Origin of the sequence: Paenibacillus mendelii, from assembly GCF_024498075.1 — a bacterium.
Taxonomy (GTDB): Bacteria; Bacillota; Bacilli; order Paenibacillales; family Paenibacillaceae; genus Paenibacillus_Z; species Paenibacillus_Z mendelii.
Genome location: NZ_JANHOF010000001.1, coordinates 74,457 through 90,775 on the forward strand (window position 1 = coordinate 74,457; position 16,319 = coordinate 90,775).

Here is a 16,319-nt window from a genome sequence, read left to right on the forward strand (position 1 = left end):
AAGCTAGAATTCTCTAAACCGCAGCTTGGTCATCTGTTCACCCTCGTTCACGGCATCATTCTTTGTGCCGGACGTAAAAATATTACGCAAATTCAAATGGCTGCCCGAGGAGATCGCCACCTCAGTAATGTCACGAATTTCTTGACCATTCGCCTTGGTGCGTCAATCGCATGCAGCGTCGACGCATGCAGTTTGTCATGGATAAGATTCGTGCCAACCGAACAAAGAGCGGCGACACTCGGCAACTCGTATTCCTCATTGTGGATGATACATGCTGTAAGAAGGAAACCTCGACGAAGAAAATGGAAGCACTTAGCTTTCAATATTCTCATGAGGCTGGCAAATCGGTCTGGTGCCACTGCGTAGTTACGGCTCACGTTGTGAGCGAAAGCAGTTCCTATGCCTGGGATTTCCGACCTTATTATCGTGAGGAATATTGCAATGAACATCGCTTACCCTTCAAAAGCAAGAATGATCTTGCCCTTGAGATGATTGAAACCTTTCCGGCTTCCCAGGACGAGCAAGTTTACGTTCTGATGGATAGCTGGTACACCAGTGAGAAGGTCATCAACGCTTGTAACCGTAAGGGGTTTCATGTCATCGCCGCTGTAAAAACGAATCGACTGATCTGCGTCAGCGGCATCACGATTGCAATGGCTGATTTTGCTGCCGAGTACATTCGCAAGTCTGATCTTCGCTCCGTTACGGTGGAAAGTCAGGGAACGTACTGGGTTTATGAATATGAAGGACCTTTAAGCGAAATGGAAAATGTCAAAGTCCTGCTGTCTTGGAAGGATGATTATGCTGATTCGAGCAAACCCCAGGTTTGTCTCCTGTGCACGGATTTAAGCTTGGATCTCGTTACGATCCAGCGCTATTATCACGTACGCTGGAACATCGAAACCGGCTATCGTTATTTCAAAGAGTTGTTAGGCTTTGACCAATACCAGTTGCTCTCATTTGAAGGCATCCAACGGTTTTGGGCCATTCAGTATTTGACGCAGAACTTTTTGGAATCTCAACGTCAGGACTGGATGAAGAAAGATACACATCTTACGCTTGGGGATGTGGTTTATCGAATTCGGCAGGCGTATTTCGGGCAGATCATCGTACATGTTTATCAGCAAGCCCTAGAAAAGAAGCCGTTATTCGACATCCTTAAGCATCTCAAGATCCCTGCCTAAACCACAGAATTCCTTGACCTGCTACAAGTCTGTCCATTCTTGGTTTTTGAATGTGAATTCGCAAGAGTCAAGTTATTAAAGAACCTGCAGAGAAGCCTGCGACCGGAATGCCTTCTGCGTACATTTCTTTGATGATTTGTCCGACCTTCGTGTCCACGATGTAATCCCGATAAAGCTCTGTATCGCCGCCGCTAATAATAATCCCTGAAGCTGACCGTAGTTGTCCAATGAATTCGATGGATGGTGATGAAGTTAGAGGGAAGTATGTGAAATCGGTAACGCCGTGTTGTTCCAATAGGTCGGTATACTTGGGCATGTATTCCTTCCATCCATCTTGCTCAATGAACAATATGGCTGCTTTACTTGACCCGTTTGTAGACAATGCTGCGAACTTTTCACCTAAGCTAGCATTGAACGGCGCCCCTCCACCGAATAAAAATAAATGTCTGTCTGTCATGATTATCCTCCTTGATCACAATGCAATTATAAAGACCACTTCACATCGAAGTGGTCAATCTACTCGATTATTGTATACTCGAATTCCGCAGCGAAACGACCATTCGATAAGATCCACGGAGAGGCTTGTAGCCAAGTTTCCGATTAATCGTCAGGATCGGCGCATTCGTTGAGTCGTTGTCAGTGCGAATGTAGGCAGCCTTTCGTGCCGCAGCCAGCTCAATCGCTATGACCTTGAGGGCTAATCCGATACTGCGCCTGCGATAGTCGCGGCTGACCCCTGTATATTCATGATACATACCATTTGTCTGTGTATTATACAGCACGTTGGTCACACCAACATATCGATCTCCGTCAGCGGCGATCAGAACCTGATCGGGCGCGTAGCCGTTGGCCATTAAGTACCATTGTCGCCATTCGGCAATTGCGGGAACCTCACCACTATAACCAGGAATATCAACGAGCGTTTCCTTGTATAGCTCATACAGCATAGGCTCTCCCTCATCAGCGCCTTCCTCGGCAAGTGTCGTGAACCGGATTCCTTCATGCCTTAGTCGTTCGCATGCATCTGCGCCGTACATTGCCGTTGGATCAATCCCTTCCAATGAGAGCACGGATTGAAATGCATGCCGGTCGACGACAAACCCGCGGTTACGGGCAAAATCCAGTGCTGCCGCATCATCGTCCCATACATCGGTCATGATCTGACTCGCTCCGAGCGAATGAGCCCATTTCACAGCTTGTTCATACAACAACTTACCTGCACCCTGATTACGGAACGTCGGATCAACGACCATCGTGTAATTTAAATTCCCCGGCTCGGTCCATGGCGCTCTCCATATCCACAAGTAGCCGATAACTTCATCAAGTTCTGTGACAGCAACCTGCCTAAGCCGATCGTACCCGCCCAGAAAACCATTCTCATCCTTGAACGTATGACCGACAGCATACAGCTTACCGTCGTCTTCCTCCAGCCTCGCAGCATCTGTTGGCTCCGACCAGTAGGTATTCACTAATCTCGCGATCGCTTCGTAATCGTCCGGCAGACGGAGCGGTCTTATTGTAATCGACATGAGCAACCCCCATAGATTATATACATACTCTTTCTAGGATGACATAAGGGAGATGGATTGGACAGGTAAAATTCAGATATACTTATATGGGCACAATCGTCAATTATACGGAATCCATAGAGTAGAGACGTTCTTTAGTCAATACGTACTTCAACTCACCATTACAATCTTGATCATTATCTGGCAAATCAGTAAGAACGCTTTCGAACTCAAATCCGAGCTTCGTCAATATACGTAGTGAGGCTGCGTTCTGTGAATCAGCCTTGGCGTATAGACTATCTAGCCCTATTACTTCGAATGCATAAGCAGTCAATGCCTGTGCAGCTTCAGTCGCATACCCATTACCCCAGTAATCTCGACCGATTAAATAATACAATTCATTATCAGGTGCGCTAAATTCGAGAACGCCTACACCACACCAACCAACGAAAGCACCTGTCACCAAGCTGCGGATAGCAAAGGAATATTTAAACGGCTGGTCGAAGGGGGTATTATAACTTTCGATCAACCAGTCAAACAAACCCTTGTATTCTTCCAATGTCATGACACTCATATGCATGTAAGTAAACAATTCCGGATCTTGCATAAGCTCATACGATTCGATGAGATCACTTGCTATATAAGGCTGAATGACGAGACGTTCCGTTTCTAATCGCATCGTGGATAAGATTGAATTCATTTCATTGATCTCCCGTCCGTTCTCAATATCGATCTCTTTTTAGAAAGCTATCCAGGTTAGATATCAAAACCATCCTCCCGCTCCAGTTTCCTTATTCAAATATGATTTCATCAGCGTTTTGAACACTTGAAAACCACTGTAAAACATTATTATGGTGGTTGATAATCTGAGTCGCCGTAAGTTCAGGTGTATTCCAAGTACTATGAGCATCTTTGACAAGGATAACATTATATCCAAGACTGTTTGCCCGCCTACATGTCGTATCTACACATATGTCAGTCTGAATCCCTGTGAGTATAAGTTTATGAATCCCTTTATTCACAAGTTCTTGTTGGAGGGTAGTATTATAGAATGCATCTGGTCTATTCTTCTGAATGATTGTATCTTCCTCATTAGGTGAAATTGATGGATGAATTGCCCACCCTGGTTTACCCGATTCTAATGGCTGGCCCGGTCCTTCATTATGCTGTATATAAAAAATGGGAACTCCCTTTGATCGAACATTAAGAATGAGGCTTTGAATCTTTTCTATTAATCGATCCCCTAGATGTACCGGATATGATTCATCGAACATTCCGACTTGCACATCTATTATGAGTAGGGCACTACGAGTTGACATCATACTAACCTCCAATTATTTTCAATGGATTGCAACACGTTCACGAATCCCTGAAGCTAAAGTCAGCCAGACTTCAACTCTTTTCTTTTACCGCAATTGCATCTATTTGAACGTTGAATCCAATATCACTCTTGATTATTGTTCTGGCGGGATAAGGTTCTGTAAGAATGTCTTTATAAACCTCTTCAAACATTTGAGGGGTTATCTTGTCGTAATTCAAAATAACCGTTACTTTAACAAGATCTTTAAGGCTTGCTTCGACTTTGGATAAAACCTTTTCGAGGTTTCTGATTGTTTGTCTAATTTGCTCTTCAACCGTAACTTCTAAACTGTCGGGTCCTTGGCCTGCAACAAAGATCGTTTTGTCTATAACCACGGCATCTGAATAGGCTAATGGAAAATCAGATTTTATATATTCCTTCATCATACACACCTCTTTCAATAACTATTTATGTAAATGGTTTCCTTCCATAGGTGTATTCGTGAAATTATTCGACTATCCTCCTAACACTTCCTGTAGAAGATTAAGTACTTCTGTATAGCACCTTCTCAAGAAAGCGAATTGAATGAAAAAAAGCCGGCTACTCTCACCTTGAAGAGCAGCCGACGTGAATTTAATCCGGTCAATTATTAACATCATTAATCATCATCATCATCATGGTCATCATAATCGATAGAGAGAACAGTGCCGTCTACTGCTGCTAGCTCTACTTCGGCAATGCCTTCATTCGTCTTGATCTTCACTTCATATTGCTGTATACCGTCATCCCAATCGCTCTTTACTTGTAGCACTTGGCCTTTCACTGCTGTCGAAGCCAGCTTGCTCGCCTGTTCCTTCGTAATCACCTTCTGGGTTCCCTCTGCAGCCGAAGAGCTTGGCTCGCCGCCCTGAGTCTTTGAATCACCGCCGGCTGCTTTTCGGTCGTCATCGTCATGATCATCGTCATCATTGACGATGGACAACACTTTCCCCGAATCCGCAGCAATATGCACATCCACCTCTTCAAGGGAGTTTTTCTTATTAATTTCCACTTCATACATCGAGATGCCGTGTTCCCGCTCCAGTTCAATGTCTGTAACGGTGCCTGGAACCGCTTGAAGCGCAATTTCTTTCGCTTTGTCCTTGCTGATCGTAGTCGAGGCATTGTTCGCTGCGATAGCTGATCCAGAGCCTGCTATTATGGTCGCTACGGCAATCGAGACTATCCATATTTTTTTGTTCATGCTTCTCTTCCTCCTTTTATTAGCTGCTTGCTTAGCTTACTTTTACTATAACCCAGCTAACTTTGAGCAAGATTACAGTCACATTAGAATTTGATGATAAAATATATGAAGAATATGGAATATCCACACTATTTTTCTTTGTCATCATCCTCATCATCCCAAGTAACAGATTGAATAGCACCAGAGGCGGCATTGATCTGAACATCCGCTTCCCGCCCATCTGGCGTTTCAACCTCGATAATGTAATACCATTTGCCATGGGTTTTCTCAATATCAAGATCTGTAACCGTCCCATCAACCTTACTTAAGGCCAGCTTAGCAGCTTCGTCTTCATTTAGAAACACATCTGGATTAAGCACGGTCTCCTTATCGGGTAAGTCAGTTGGAGAAGTTGGCGTTGGCGACGGGTTTGTGCCCGGATCAGTCGGCTGATTGTTATCAGGGGATGAAGTTCCGTCAGGTACGCTGTCCGTATATCGCTCAATGCTTTTAATCCCCGTGATATCGGCATGATCCTTGTCTACGTTCAATTCATACAGTCCAGTTTCGGATTGCAATCGAACCAAGTAGGAGCTGCCGTTCGACTCCGCGCTAACAATCGTCCCCTCATATTGATTTAGCACCTCTTGTTTAGCTTCATTAAGCGTAATGCCGGGCTTCGTTTCTGTTCTGCGTAAGATCAGTGTCATGGCAGCTAACAACACCAGGATAGCAATAATCAAGGATGCGGCTATTACCTTAAACCTCCGTGTCACTTGAAATTGGATAGGATCATCCCCTTCATTCTTCTTTCAACCATCATAACCGGTGATGATTACAATTTACTGAGAAAGCGCTGGATGTGCCGATCGTACTGGAGGAAGAAACAGGATCGCTGTGGTGCCCTCGCCTTCGCGGCTTTGCAACACGATCTTCGCACCGATCACTTCTGAAATTTCTTTGGCTAGGGATAGACCAAGACCGGCTCCCCCATCGTGTTCAGCGTCTTTGGTTCTCGCCTTGTCTACCCGATAAAACCGATTAAACACAAGCTCAAGCTCATCTTCCGGGATACCCATTCCCCGGTCAATGACTTCAATGAAACGATGGCACTGGTTCGCACCAATCTTGACTGTTATTTCGCCGCTGCTATATTTCCTTGCATTATCGAGCAAAATAACCAACAGCTGCTTCAGCATATCCTCATCCGAGTAAGCAATATGCGGTTTATCGCCTTCTGATATAACGGTCAGCTCTCTGTTATATGTACTGCGAAAGCTGGTTGTCATCTGTTCAACTAATGGAAGCAGCTCAATATTAGTCATCGCGTGCACCCAGTTCCGGTGTGGTTTGGCGAGCAGCAGGAGCTGATCGGTCATCACCTTCATGCGGACCGCTTCTGAATGAATCGCCTCCACCGACTCCATGATGAGCTCTGGACGTTGCTGTCCTCTTCGCTTCAACAGACTGGCATAGCTTTCGATAACCGTCAAAGGCGTCTTCAGCTCATGCGATGCATTGGATACAAATTGCTCCTGTTTGGTGAAGCTGGTCTCCAATAACCCAATCATTTCATTGAACGTGTTGCCCATCTCAACCAGCTCATCCTGTGACCTTACATCCTGCTTTAATTTCACAAATTTGCCGCTGCGGGTAATTTCCTGCATCGTCTTCGTCATCGCCTCGATTGGCCGCATAATGAGACTTCCCAGAATACCGCTTGAGACAATCGCCGGAATCATAACAGCAGCAGATACACTTATAAGTACAATGCGCAGAATCCCGAGAAGCGCCATTAATTCCTCTAAGCTTTTGGTCGCTTGTATATTTGCAACATTTCCGTCAGGCCGGATAAATGGAATCGATACGAATCCGTAGCTTTTGCCGCTGATTGTGATCCGCTCTGCTTGCCGATTGGGATAGAAGATTGCCGGTTGTTCTCTTAGAGCCGTTTCAGATACAGCCGTGACTAGCGGTTCGCTGGAATTATCCAGCTTGCGCTCATTCACAATCCTGATCATACCGTTCAGCGGCACGTAGGCGCGAAGCAGCTCTGCAGTTGCGGCACGATTGTCAGTCTCGCGGATTACCTCTGATGCCTGCTGCGTCTCAGCTTCAAATTGGTCTAACTCACGGTCGATTGTCAGCTTATAAAAAATAAAATAGACCGTAACGTTTGCGACAAGCAGCATCACGGCGAACAAAACGGAGGAGTAGAAATGTGTCTTTGTTCTCAATTTCATAGTGTGTCCTTCAGCACATAGCCAATACCTCTAACGGTATGAATGAGCTCTGTCGGGAATCCTTCATCCACTTTTTTGCGTACATAACGAATATACACATCAACGACGTTCGTATTTCCATCGTAATCATATCCCCATACCTCGGACAAAATTTGATCGCGATTCAGTACATGCTTTTTGTTCCGAACCAAATAAGCGAGCAAATCGAATTCACGCTGTGTGAGTTGAAGCGGCTTGTCCGCCCGTTCCACCTCTCTTGTATTCAAATTCAGCTTTAAATCGGCCGCTATTAACCACTCCTCTGCATGATCGGTCTGCGCCGCTCTTGCCGACAGGCGAAGTGAAGTGCGAATTCTTGCGAACAGCTCCTCGATCTCGAAGGGCTTCGTCAAATAATCGTTGGCCCCAAGATCAAGACCCGATACCTTATCCTCCACCGAATTTTTTGCTGTCACTAATAGAACAGGAACGTCCTGATTGACCGATCTAATCCGTCTGAGCAGTTCAATCCCGCTAATTCCCGGAAGCATCACATCAAGCAAAATAAGATCCGCCTGATATTCTTGAAAGGCCGCCCACCCCTCGATACCGTCATGAGCCAGCAGCACCCGATAGCCTTCACTCTCTAGCTCAATTTGCAGAAGCCTGGCAATCTTACGTTCATCCTCCACAACTAATATCGCTTTTTCCAAAACTCCCTCATTCCCTCCCACGAAAGCAGGCTATTCGTATTTGTCGCCTTATACTCTTCTTACCCCAGTCATTAATCATTGTTCTCCATATTATAGATGGCTATGACACAAAATAAAAATGCGAGGTATCACTTTCCCCTCCTATCAGCTGCGCTGAGATGGGCAATACGAACGAAGGAGCTGCCGTATGGCAAGCTCCTCGATGAAGATCTATGCATTTAATCGTTTGTGATTCTGATGCGCGAGTGTAAGAAGGGATATGTAGATCGGTTGAAGATTGAACTTTTTTCCAAACTCAAACTTGTAAGACGCCACCTGCAGGTTGTTTGTCTTATAGTAAGGAGAAGTGATGTATTGAATCGTGATTTCACTATCGTCGAAGCCTGTACCACCGGTTTCCATCGTTACCTCATAGATCGAGTCCAGATGAATGGAGGCCACCCGAGTCTTCTTACCGGTTACGCCTTGGTGATCAATAAAGATCAGCCGTTCCTCCGTGATGATGAATGTATCTCGTACAAGCTTAAAGCCGATTTGGATTTGTTCTTGCGGCATTAAATAGATGCCATATTGTTGTGTCAATTCTTGAACCGTAACTTCAGCATAGTTGCCAAACAAGCCTCCGAATATATTAGCCACGTTCATTCCTCCTTATTTACCTTTCAATCAGATTATACGCGACTTTGGCATGTTATTGTCCACCAAAACTTCAATATTCTACATTTCTCCCTCATTGCTATAGTTTTGGGCAGGTGCAACTATGTTTGCCCGTGCTATTTTTTGAGGATGATAACAACACTGTTTCTCTAGACCCACACGTATCTTATCAAGTATCATACCTTTTGGGCTTGAAAAAGAAGTGAGGGGCACACGTAGTGAACACATATGAGGATATCAAACAAGGTGAAAAAGGCGCATGGCTAAGCATTATTGCATACATAGTCTTAGCAGCTATAAAGGTGACAATCGGTTATTTCTCCAATTCTGAAGCATTGTCAGCGGATGGTCTGAATAACTCTACGGACATCATTGCTTCATTGGCGGTTTTAATAGGATTGAGAATCTCAAGGAAGCCACCGGATGAGAACCACCGCTATGGTCATTACCGTGCTGAGACGGTGGCCGCGTTAATCGCGTCTTTCATTATGTTTGCGGTCGGCCTGCAGGTCTTGTATCAATCCTTTCTTAAGTTTAGAGTTCCAGCCAATGAATCACCTGATATGATTGCAGCTTGGACAGCCCTTTTTTGTGCGGTGATGATTTATTTGGTCTACTTGTACAATATTCGTTTGGCTAGAAAAATAAACAGCCACGCCATGACGGCCGCGGCTCAGGATAATCGGTCGGATGCATTTGTAAGTGTCGGTGCATTTGTCGGTATTCTCGGATCTCAATTCGGTTTACCTTGGCTAGACCCGTTAACGGCTCTTATTGTTGGTATTATTATTTGCAAAACAGCCTGGGACATTTTTCGCGATTCCTCACATGCGCTAACAGATGGCTTCGATGATGCAGAGCTGCAAACGATCAAACAAACCATCCGTGATATACCGGGCGTCGAGAAGATCATTGATATTAAAGCCAGAATTCACGGCAATAACAAGCTCGTAGATGTAACCATCGGTGTAGACTATCGACTAAATGTAATCGAGAGCCATGAAATTACGGAGGATATCGAAAAACGGATTTTTGAATCACACAGCATATCACATGTTCACATTCACATTGAGCCCCATGAGACATCGAATTGATTGTTGGGCGCTGGGTGATTGCAGCATATAAAATAAGTCCACAAATGTGGACTTTTCTGATCTAAATGTAAGACGCGCTTTACTCGATGGTATTGCTTTCTCTTACCGGTGCGTTACCTGTCAAGCTATATTCAAACATATCGATAATCGCTAAGAAATGTTCAGCTTCACGGAACACATGATCAGCCAGTAACGGATGGATAATACTTTTAATTCGGCAAGCCTGAATCAGATCACGAGCTGTCTTCTTGAAATCACGAAGCGATTTCACGGAGACCCGATTCTGATCAAGGAATTGATCAAGGAGCGGCAAGGTCTGTGACTGTGGACGCATGGATTCCAAGTCTTTCGCCTGGAATAGCAGCTGATCAAAATCATGACTAAAGCTATTGGCCTGTTCGACTAGCTTCCGCTCGGAAGGATCAAGCAAGTGACTAATGAATTTTGCGTGGTCCGCCATAATTCTCAAGAAGAACACATTCTCGTCTATGATGGCATCCGGAAGCGGTTCTAACTTCCCTAAATTTAATTCCGACAACCGATTTCGGAAATAATTCGCTTCCCTGCTTACGTGATCCACTAACAGCGGGAAGTTATTGGCACCTGGAAGCTGACAGGTCAGTATCAAACCGAGCAATTTTCTCTTGAATACCCAGATATGAGAAACGGCAATATGAACTTCTTCATTAAACCTTTTTATCGTGTTAGGATCTGTCCCTAGCGTAAATGCATGGGCACGATTCTCAATCGTCTCAAAAATGGCATAGAATTGATTCGCTTCATTAATCAACTGCGTATCTTCACAACGGAAGCCCAGTTTAAGAAATAAGGAATGCTCCTTCATGATCCGCGACCAGAACCTTACCTCTTCTAACGAACGTGCTACAAACTCATCTGGCAAAATGACCCCTCCTCCCGATATCTCCACACCTCCATTACAGTATGAGAAGACGGCTAGGTCATATGCCTATACGCAGGGTTTATATTAACCCTTACAACAAAGAGCAGATGGGGCGCGGCTAATTTAGAACCGCTCTGATAATAGGAATTATATGAGAAGGAAGAACTGCTAAATATATCACCTCTCATTTGCTTGATAGAATATGGGGATTATAGATCCAGACAAACTCAACCCAAGGCGGTGCTATTTCTGCAAAATGTCCCCAGCTGCCGGGCAAGGCCTCTGGGTCGTTACTTTTCACTTCAGAAAAATAAGCCAGAAGAAAGCCTTCACGGATACATCCATTCATGATTCTGCTTAAGGTTTGCCTGTATTCTCTCGGCTCTTGGATTGCAGCGGATTGAGACTGATCGTACACCCACTCTTGATCGGGATAGGATGTCATCATTTCATCTTTATAGGGATGCTGCAGGGTGTAACCTTCGCCATTCCAATCCTGATGAGTCAAGCCGGAGAAGAAAGGATTCGCACACATCAAATAATAGCGCCCTCCCTCTTTGAGAATACGGGAAACCTCATGAAAGACGACACGTGAATCCGGAACAAAATTAAGCGAATATGGATGCCACACGATATCGAATGAATCCTTGTCGAAGCAGGTTAAATCTCGCATATCGCCTTGAACCAATCGAAGTTCAACTCCATAATGTTCAGCTGCTGCTTGATCTCGTTCTAATTGGGACGGAGAAATGTCGAATACCGTAACAACCGCGCCCAGCAATGCAAAAGCTGTTGATTGTTGTCCGCCACCGCTTGCCAAGCATAGGATTCGCTTTCCTGCTAATTCCCCCGTGAATCCAAGCCGATCTAATCCCAAGTAATCAGCAGCCGATTGTTGATCCAAATCAAGTTTTGGTCGTGTGAATAAAGCATTGGCATGAGCTAACGCTTCCCAACGTGCGTGATTGTATAAGTAGACTTCATCTTTCATCCTCTTCACCATCCCACTTCAATCATATTACTGATTATATCACCTATTTCCTCCCAATAGTCGTCCATAGGCTTCGATGGGAGGCGCGCCATAGGTCTGAAAATAAACCTCGTCCAAGAACACCCCGAAGGTGGTGATAGAGCTTATACCTTTAGATTCGTAGAATCCGATATCATAAGCAGCTGCTGCTTCGTCAAAACGAAGTCTGCTCACCGGCTTCTTCCAACCGGACTGCAGGGAACTATCCAGCCAATACTCAAGCACCTGCGCATGCTCAACCCCGAATACTTGCAGATTGCGCTCAAGCGACTGCTGAAATTTCTCGTCGTGAATGCCTGATGGGCGCGTGTTATTCATTTGATGAATCCCGGGTCCTGTTACTTCGAGAAATACACCCTTGCGCGGTTTAATCTTCTCCGGGGGAGAATCAAGGGTTGTCGTATAGGCCAGATAGGATAACTTCGCATACTGATCGATGGTCTGAATCGATGCTTGAATCGCATTCATGACCAGCAGGTTTTGATCACTCGTCGAATAGGGCCGGCAGCGCTCGCAGCGGCACCATGGTTTGTTGTCGTCCTGCCACATATAATACCGGTCGGTTGTAGGCTTCAGCTTCTGCGCAAGTATTGCCGCATTCGATCGTACAACCTCCATGGCTTCTTCGTTGGATGGGCAAAGATTATCATACTGCCTTCTCTCGCCGCTATCGTCCATCCGGAACCATTCCGGATGTGATGGATAATGTTCTCTGGGCAGCAGCCAGCTCATGGCATGGAGCTCGAACTCGAGTCCAATATTTAATGTCCTTAACCGTTCTGCCATCCTAACGCCTTCGGCCGATTGAAAGTAGTCGATAATGGCATCAATCTTTTGGCTGGACTCATGCTCCTGACTCCAGTTATGCAGTCCCAATACATTTATGTTAGCTTTATGAAGCAGATCAGGCCATCCCTCATGCAGATCATCCAAATCCAATACAATCCCTCTTCTATCCGCCATTCGCTGCATCCTCCTTATCGTTTCTCACCCTAAGTGTAACTGCTCCCGAACCTCGGATACATGTCATCCTTACAGGTAGAGATCTCATTATTTTGGTATAATGAAAGGGCTGCCAACCGATGAAGCCGGAGGAATGCCATGACGCTCAATCCGATCTACCTCACGGATTATCCGAACATGAACACTGCTTTCCCTTACAGCATCAAGATCGAAGTCGTCGAATCCGTCGTCCCTCATCGACATGATTTTCTGGAGTTCATTCTTGTCCTGGAAGGCCATGGCGTCGAAATAATTAATGGCATTAAACATCAGATGAAACCCGGTACGTTAATATTCCTGCTGCCTTACCAGTTCCACGAAATACAAAGCGATCCTGGTGCTAGTCTTCACTTATATATCTGTAATTTCGACCTGGAGCTTCTTCTCCATTCAAACGAGGGCGAATGGGGAGTAGCTAGCATCGTGCTGGAAGATTCGGCTGGACTCCCTCCGTTCGTGCAGCTGGGTGCCCCGAGAGTTGAAGCGGGTGAGCGGCATTTTCGACGAAATGATGCTGGAATATGACGGTGACGAGCGGATGCGCAGCATTATGATCAAGGCCAAACTCCACGAGGCGCTCGTGCATTTCGACCGATTGCGTTACAGCCAGCATTCAGATGGGCTGCGAGTATCCAGCGGAATAGGGTTCGATTCAGGCCAAGCGTTCTTCTGGCAGGTTATCCACTATGTACACCTGCATTACCGTGAAGATATATCGCTGGAGCATCTGGCGAAAAAATTCCATTATAATGTGTCCCATCTGAGCGAACAATTCAAAATCCGGATCGGGCAAAACTATGTCCATTTTGTTCAAGGGCTCCGAATCCGTCATGCCTGCGGGCTGCTATCATCTACTAAACTATCCATATCGAGCATTGCCTATGAAGTTGGTTTCGGTTCATTTCAAACCTTCTCCCGCACGTTTCTAAAAGTAAAAGGGATGACACCGACCGCCTACCGAAAACAATCGCCTTAATGAGCGAAGGCTATCCGCAACGAGCGCCCGGGCAAGGCGAGCTGCTGCTGCTATCCGTAGCTTAGATCGCCACCCTGCCGTTTATACATGGATGGAAGGACAGGGAATTTCTCCATCGATCGGACCTATGCCATTACAGTAGATGGCAGCCCGATCATGAGCGAGCCGGTAGATCGTCTCCCCTTGCACAGTTATATTGATCTCAACTTTATCGCTCGAATTTGTACTCTCGCGCTAATCTGATTATGAGGGCAGCTTGGATTCATCCCCTTATGTCCCTCCTCCTGTCAGAAACAGTAAAAAGAGAAAAAAGCTGCATGCATGCAGCTTTTTTCGTTCATAGCAATTATACGGTTAGCTAATACAACGTTCTCCATAAATAAAAAGTGATGTACGATTCCCAACCTGACCACGGCTCGAATAAGGTCTGCAGCTCAAGCGGGGTTGGCTTTTGGTTCAACCCCAGCAGCTGCTTCACCGCATTTTGCAGACCCACATCTCCAACAGGCAGCGATGTTGGATCGCCTAAGCATCTCATTCGCACATACTGAGCTGTCCATGGTCCGATACCTCGTATCCTTGTAAGTTCCTTGTCGACGGCATCCGGATCTGTCAGCGTTAACAGCCTGTCCCTGCTTAATTCCCCGCTAGATATAAGTGAAGCAACATCCAATATCGTCCTGGCTTTGTTCCTAGTAAACTGAAGGCTGCATAATTCTTCGACGGTTACTGAAGCGAAGCGTTCTGGTAATGGAAATACTCGATAGGTTACCCCCTCCCGCTCCGCTGCATCCCCGTACGCCTCCGTCAGCCGTTGTTTGAGCTTGTAGGCAAACGTCAAATTCACTTGTTGACCTGCAATGGCCCAGCATAGCGCTTCGAATAGATCCGGGACCCCTACCACGCGTAATCCGGCAAAGGCTTCGGCCAATGGTTCCAACAGCGGATCTCCCTTGGACAACTGCAAGAACGGCTCTAAATCCCGATCCAGATCAAACCAGTTCTTAATAAATCCTGATAGCTCCACTTGCACCTCGGAAGAAAGGAGTTCACCATCCAGCAATTGCACCTTCATCACTGCAGCTTCGGGACATGTCACCCTAACCAATCGCTTTGCACCTGCAACCTGCATGAGCCGATTAACCCCGGCGTGTTCTATGGTGTACAAGCATTCAAGTGGTGAACGGGCCATATAGTCCAGACATTGCCGGAAGTCAAACGGATGCGGGAGCGGCAGCTCAAAACTTGAATCGTTCATGGCCAACCGCCTTCAACTGGGTTATCCCCTCCAAAGCAAGGATATCTTTCTTCATTTGAAGTCCTCCTCGAAACCCGGTTAATGTTCCGTTGGTTCCGACGACCCGGTGACAGGGTACGATTATCGGCAAAGGATTGCGCCCAACTGCAGCGCCTACGGCTCTTATCGCTGACGGTTTATCAATAAAGTCCGCCAGCTTCTTATATGTCCATGTTTCACCATGCGGGATTTGGGATAAACCTGACCATACGCTTTGTTGAAACGGTGTTCCCTGTGGGGCCAGCGGAACCTTGCCGAAGCTGACAGGATGACCGGCAAAATAGTGCTCCAGCAAATCAATGATACCGAATTCGACGAATAATCCCCGATCCTCGATGATGGAATCATTATCAGTGATCTGTGGATTTATTCCATGTGGAGCCAATGATTCAAGATGAGGCGGATACAGCAATTGACTCATGCCGCGCTCACTCGCAATCAGTGTCCATGGCTGATTCATGCCCATAACCGTGTGTCTGTATTTTTTTTTATTAGTTGTCAATTATAACAGCTCCTCTCTGTCCATTCCGATATTCTGATGGTGAGACGCCTGTTCTGAGGCTGAACCAAGAAGTGAAATGGGATGGCCCTCCATAGCCCACAGCCGTTCCAATCTCTGCGATTGTAGCGTTAGATTCTGACAATAACCGCTGCGCATGCGCTAAACGAACGCGTTCGGTCTTTTCTGCAGGTGAATAACCTCTCACTAGCTTGTATGTCCTCTGCAGATGATAGGGACTTATGGCAAGCGAATCGGCCAACATGGGCAGTGTCAGTTTATCATTGTATTGCGTCTCAATAATCGCATCTACCTGCGCGGCCAACGCAGCATCCGGCCGTAGTGATCCATTCGCATCAGGCTTACATCGTTTGCACGGCCGAAAACCGGCGTGCAGCGCATCTTCAAGTGACCGGTAGAACGTCACATTAGCCGCGTATGGGGTCTTGGCCCGGCAAGTAGGCCGGCATACGATCTTCGTGGTTTTTACACCCGTATAGTATACACCATCATAGGTCGATTCCCGGTTAACGACCGAGTCGTATATCAGGTCAAATAACTTTTGGTCCATGTGTTTCACCTCGTGCCCACAGTATAAACCAAACTTTATCCCAGTAGTAGTGCAGATGAATAGGACAGCAAGATTTCGACAGTGAATTAATCCATCACTGGATGTCCGTGCACCCTTCCAAGAAACAACAAAGAGCAGGTGCG

The 16,319-nt window shown here is 46.0% G+C and carries 19 protein-coding genes and 1 pseudogene; 4 read left to right on the top strand and 16 right to left on the bottom strand.

From position 1 onward, the window contains the following. Positions 1 to 143: 143 nt before the first annotated feature. Positions 144 to 1,184: pseudogene (locus tag NNL21_RS00320) on the top strand (IS701 family transposase); the annotation flags it as partial. A gap of 67 nt (positions 1,185 to 1,251) precedes the next feature. Here the strand turns inward: NNL21_RS00320 and NNL21_RS00325 are convergent. From NNL21_RS00325 to NNL21_RS00370, 10 genes are all read right to left on the bottom strand, one after another. Further along, positions 1,252 to 1,641 carry a Type 1 glutamine amidotransferase-like domain-containing protein gene (locus NNL21_RS00325; protein WP_204815423.1) on the bottom strand — a complete coding sequence of 130 codons (390 nt, stop codon included), beginning with the start codon at positions 1,639 to 1,641 and terminating at the stop codon, positions 1,252 to 1,254. A 67-nt stretch (positions 1,642 to 1,708) separates the two neighbouring features. Then, positions 1,709 to 2,713 carry a GNAT family N-acetyltransferase gene (locus NNL21_RS00330; protein WP_204815424.1) on the bottom strand — a complete coding sequence of 335 codons (1,005 nt, stop codon included), beginning with the start codon at positions 2,711 to 2,713 and terminating at the stop codon, positions 1,709 to 1,711. A gap of 103 nt (positions 2,714 to 2,816) precedes the next feature. Then, positions 2,817 to 3,392, bottom strand: a complete 576-nt coding sequence (locus NNL21_RS00335; protein ID WP_204815425.1) for a GNAT family N-acetyltransferase — start codon at positions 3,390 to 3,392, stop codon at positions 2,817 to 2,819. A gap of 91 nt (positions 3,393 to 3,483) precedes the next feature. After that, entirely contained in the window at positions 3,484 to 4,014 is a 531-nt protein-coding gene (locus NNL21_RS00340; RefSeq protein WP_204815426.1) for a cysteine hydrolase family protein, read from the bottom strand. A gap of 70 nt (positions 4,015 to 4,084) precedes the next feature. Then, positions 4,085 to 4,438, bottom strand: a complete 354-nt coding sequence (locus NNL21_RS00345) for a RidA family protein (RefSeq protein ID WP_204815427.1) — start codon at positions 4,436 to 4,438, stop codon at positions 4,085 to 4,087. Between the two features lie 212 nt (positions 4,439 to 4,650). Then, positions 4,651 to 5,235: a PepSY domain-containing protein gene (locus NNL21_RS00350; RefSeq protein WP_204815428.1), complete on the bottom strand. Its 585-nt coding sequence runs from the start codon at positions 5,233 to 5,235 to the stop codon at positions 4,651 to 4,653. 128 nt (positions 5,236 to 5,363) lie between these two features. Continuing rightward, on the bottom strand, positions 5,364 to 5,924 hold the full coding sequence (locus tag NNL21_RS00355; protein WP_204815429.1) for a PepSY domain-containing protein: 561 nt from the start codon (positions 5,922 to 5,924) through the stop codon (positions 5,364 to 5,366). 132 nt (positions 5,925 to 6,056) lie between these two features. Next, entirely contained in the window at positions 6,057 to 7,457 is a 1,401-nt protein-coding gene (locus tag NNL21_RS00360; protein ID WP_204815430.1) for a sensor histidine kinase, read from the bottom strand. Continuing rightward, positions 7,454 to 8,149, bottom strand: coding sequence for a response regulator transcription factor (locus NNL21_RS00365; RefSeq protein WP_204815431.1), 696 nt, complete (start codon positions 8,147 to 8,149; stop codon positions 7,454 to 7,456). The genes NNL21_RS00360 and NNL21_RS00365 overlap by 4 nt, the downstream gene beginning before the upstream one ends. A 210-nt stretch (positions 8,150 to 8,359) precedes the next feature. After that, on the bottom strand, positions 8,360 to 8,788 hold the full coding sequence (locus NNL21_RS00370) for a PH domain-containing protein (RefSeq protein ID WP_204815432.1): 429 nt from the start codon (positions 8,786 to 8,788) through the stop codon (positions 8,360 to 8,362). Between the two features lie 236 nt (positions 8,789 to 9,024). Here NNL21_RS00370 and NNL21_RS00375 point away from each other — a divergent pair, with 236 nt between their 5' ends. Next, positions 9,025 to 9,900 (top strand): cation diffusion facilitator family transporter, encoded by an 876-nt coding sequence (locus NNL21_RS00375; RefSeq protein ID WP_204815433.1) that lies wholly within the window; start codon positions 9,025 to 9,027, stop codon positions 9,898 to 9,900. Between the two features lie 79 nt (positions 9,901 to 9,979). Here the strand turns inward: NNL21_RS00375 and NNL21_RS00380 are convergent, their stop codons facing one another. The 3 genes from NNL21_RS00380 to NNL21_RS00390 all read right to left on the bottom strand — a co-directional run bounded on the left by NNL21_RS00380 (position 9,980) and on the right by NNL21_RS00390 (position 12,794). Further along, on the bottom strand, positions 9,980 to 10,801 hold the full coding sequence (locus tag NNL21_RS00380; RefSeq protein ID WP_204815434.1) for a DUF2935 domain-containing protein: 822 nt from the start codon (positions 10,799 to 10,801) through the stop codon (positions 9,980 to 9,982). 184 nt (positions 10,802 to 10,985) lie between these two features. Continuing rightward, the gene (locus tag NNL21_RS00385) at positions 10,986 to 11,792 is read right to left on the bottom strand and encodes a class I SAM-dependent methyltransferase (protein ID WP_204815435.1); all 807 of its coding nucleotides are present in this window, start codon (positions 11,790 to 11,792) and stop codon (positions 10,986 to 10,988) included. A 39-nt stretch (positions 11,793 to 11,831) separates the two neighbouring features. Then, the gene (locus NNL21_RS00390; RefSeq protein WP_204815436.1) at positions 11,832 to 12,794 is read right to left on the bottom strand and encodes a DUF4838 domain-containing protein; all 963 of its coding nucleotides are present in this window, start codon (positions 12,792 to 12,794) and stop codon (positions 11,832 to 11,834) included. A gap of 138 nt (positions 12,795 to 12,932) precedes the next feature. On the opposite strand from NNL21_RS00390, the gene NNL21_RS00395 reads away from it, so the two are divergent. Then, a complete protein-coding gene (locus tag NNL21_RS00395; protein WP_204815437.1) occupies positions 12,933 to 13,358 on the top strand; it encodes an AraC family ligand binding domain-containing protein in 426 nt (141 codons plus the stop codon). Continuing rightward, positions 13,321 to 13,809: a helix-turn-helix domain-containing protein gene (locus NNL21_RS00400; protein WP_204815438.1), complete on the top strand. Its 489-nt coding sequence runs from the start codon at positions 13,321 to 13,323 to the stop codon at positions 13,807 to 13,809. Before NNL21_RS00395 ends, NNL21_RS00400 begins: the two co-directional genes overlap by 38 nt. Before the next feature lie 358 nt (positions 13,810 to 14,167). Here the strand turns inward: NNL21_RS00400 and NNL21_RS00405 are convergent, their stop codons facing one another. Genes NNL21_RS00405 through NNL21_RS00415 form a run of 3 tightly spaced genes read right to left on the bottom strand, consistent with a single transcriptional unit; the run spans position 14,168 to position 16,176 of the window. Beyond that, on the bottom strand, positions 14,168 to 15,067 hold the full coding sequence (locus NNL21_RS00405; protein ID WP_204815439.1) for a DNA-3-methyladenine glycosylase 2: 900 nt from the start codon (positions 15,065 to 15,067) through the stop codon (positions 14,168 to 14,170). Continuing rightward, complete coding sequence (locus NNL21_RS00410) at positions 15,048 to 15,608, bottom strand: methylated-DNA--[protein]-cysteine S-methyltransferase (RefSeq protein WP_256554983.1); 561 nt, start codon at positions 15,606 to 15,608, stop codon at positions 15,048 to 15,050. Before NNL21_RS00410 ends, NNL21_RS00405 begins: the two co-directional genes overlap by 20 nt. Next, entirely contained in the window at positions 15,598 to 16,176 is a 579-nt protein-coding gene (locus tag NNL21_RS00415; protein ID WP_204815440.1) for a bifunctional transcriptional activator/DNA repair enzyme AdaA, read from the bottom strand. The genes NNL21_RS00410 and NNL21_RS00415 overlap by 11 nt, the downstream gene beginning before the upstream one ends. Positions 16,177 to 16,319 lie beyond the last annotated feature (143 nt).

Excerpts from the sequence above, each read along its gene's own strand:
- NNL21_RS00330 (WP_204815424.1), bottom strand. The coding sequence starts at position 2,713 with ATGTCGATTACAATAAGACCGCTCCGTCTGCCGGACGATTACGAAGCG.
- NNL21_RS00415 (WP_204815440.1), bottom strand. The coding sequence starts at position 16,176 with ATGGACCAAAAGTTATTTGACCTGATATACGACTCGGTCGTTAACCGG.
- NNL21_RS00335 (WP_204815425.1), bottom strand. The coding sequence starts at position 3,392 with ATGAATTCAATCTTATCCACGATGCGATTAGAAACGGAACGTCTCGTC.
- NNL21_RS00385 (WP_204815435.1), bottom strand. The coding sequence starts at position 11,792 with ATGAAAGATGAAGTCTACTTATACAATCACGCACGTTGGGAAGCGTTA.
- NNL21_RS00325 (WP_204815423.1), bottom strand. The coding sequence starts at position 1,641 with ATGACAGACAGACATTTATTTTTATTCGGTGGAGGGGCGCCGTTCAAT.
- NNL21_RS00345 (WP_204815427.1), bottom strand. The coding sequence starts at position 4,438 with ATGATGAAGGAATATATAAAATCTGATTTTCCATTAGCCTATTCAGAT.
- NNL21_RS00390 (WP_204815436.1), bottom strand. The coding sequence starts at position 12,794 with ATGGCGGATAGAAGAGGGATTGTATTGGATTTGGATGATCTGCATGAG.
- NNL21_RS00350 (WP_204815428.1), bottom strand. The coding sequence starts at position 5,235 with ATGAACAAAAAAATATGGATAGTCTCGATTGCCGTAGCGACCATAATA.
- NNL21_RS00340 (WP_204815426.1), bottom strand. The coding sequence starts at position 4,014 with ATGATGTCAACTCGTAGTGCCCTACTCATAATAGATGTGCAAGTCGGA.
- NNL21_RS00355 (WP_204815429.1), bottom strand. The coding sequence starts at position 5,924 with ATGACACTGATCTTACGCAGAACAGAAACGAAGCCCGGCATTACGCTT.
- NNL21_RS00395 (WP_204815437.1), top strand. The coding sequence starts at position 12,933 with ATGACGCTCAATCCGATCTACCTCACGGATTATCCGAACATGAACACT.
- NNL21_RS00360 (WP_204815430.1), bottom strand. The coding sequence starts at position 7,457 with ATGAAATTGAGAACAAAGACACATTTCTACTCCTCCGTTTTGTTCGCC.
- NNL21_RS00405 (WP_204815439.1), bottom strand. The coding sequence starts at position 15,067 with ATGAACGATTCAAGTTTTGAGCTGCCGCTCCCGCATCCGTTTGACTTC.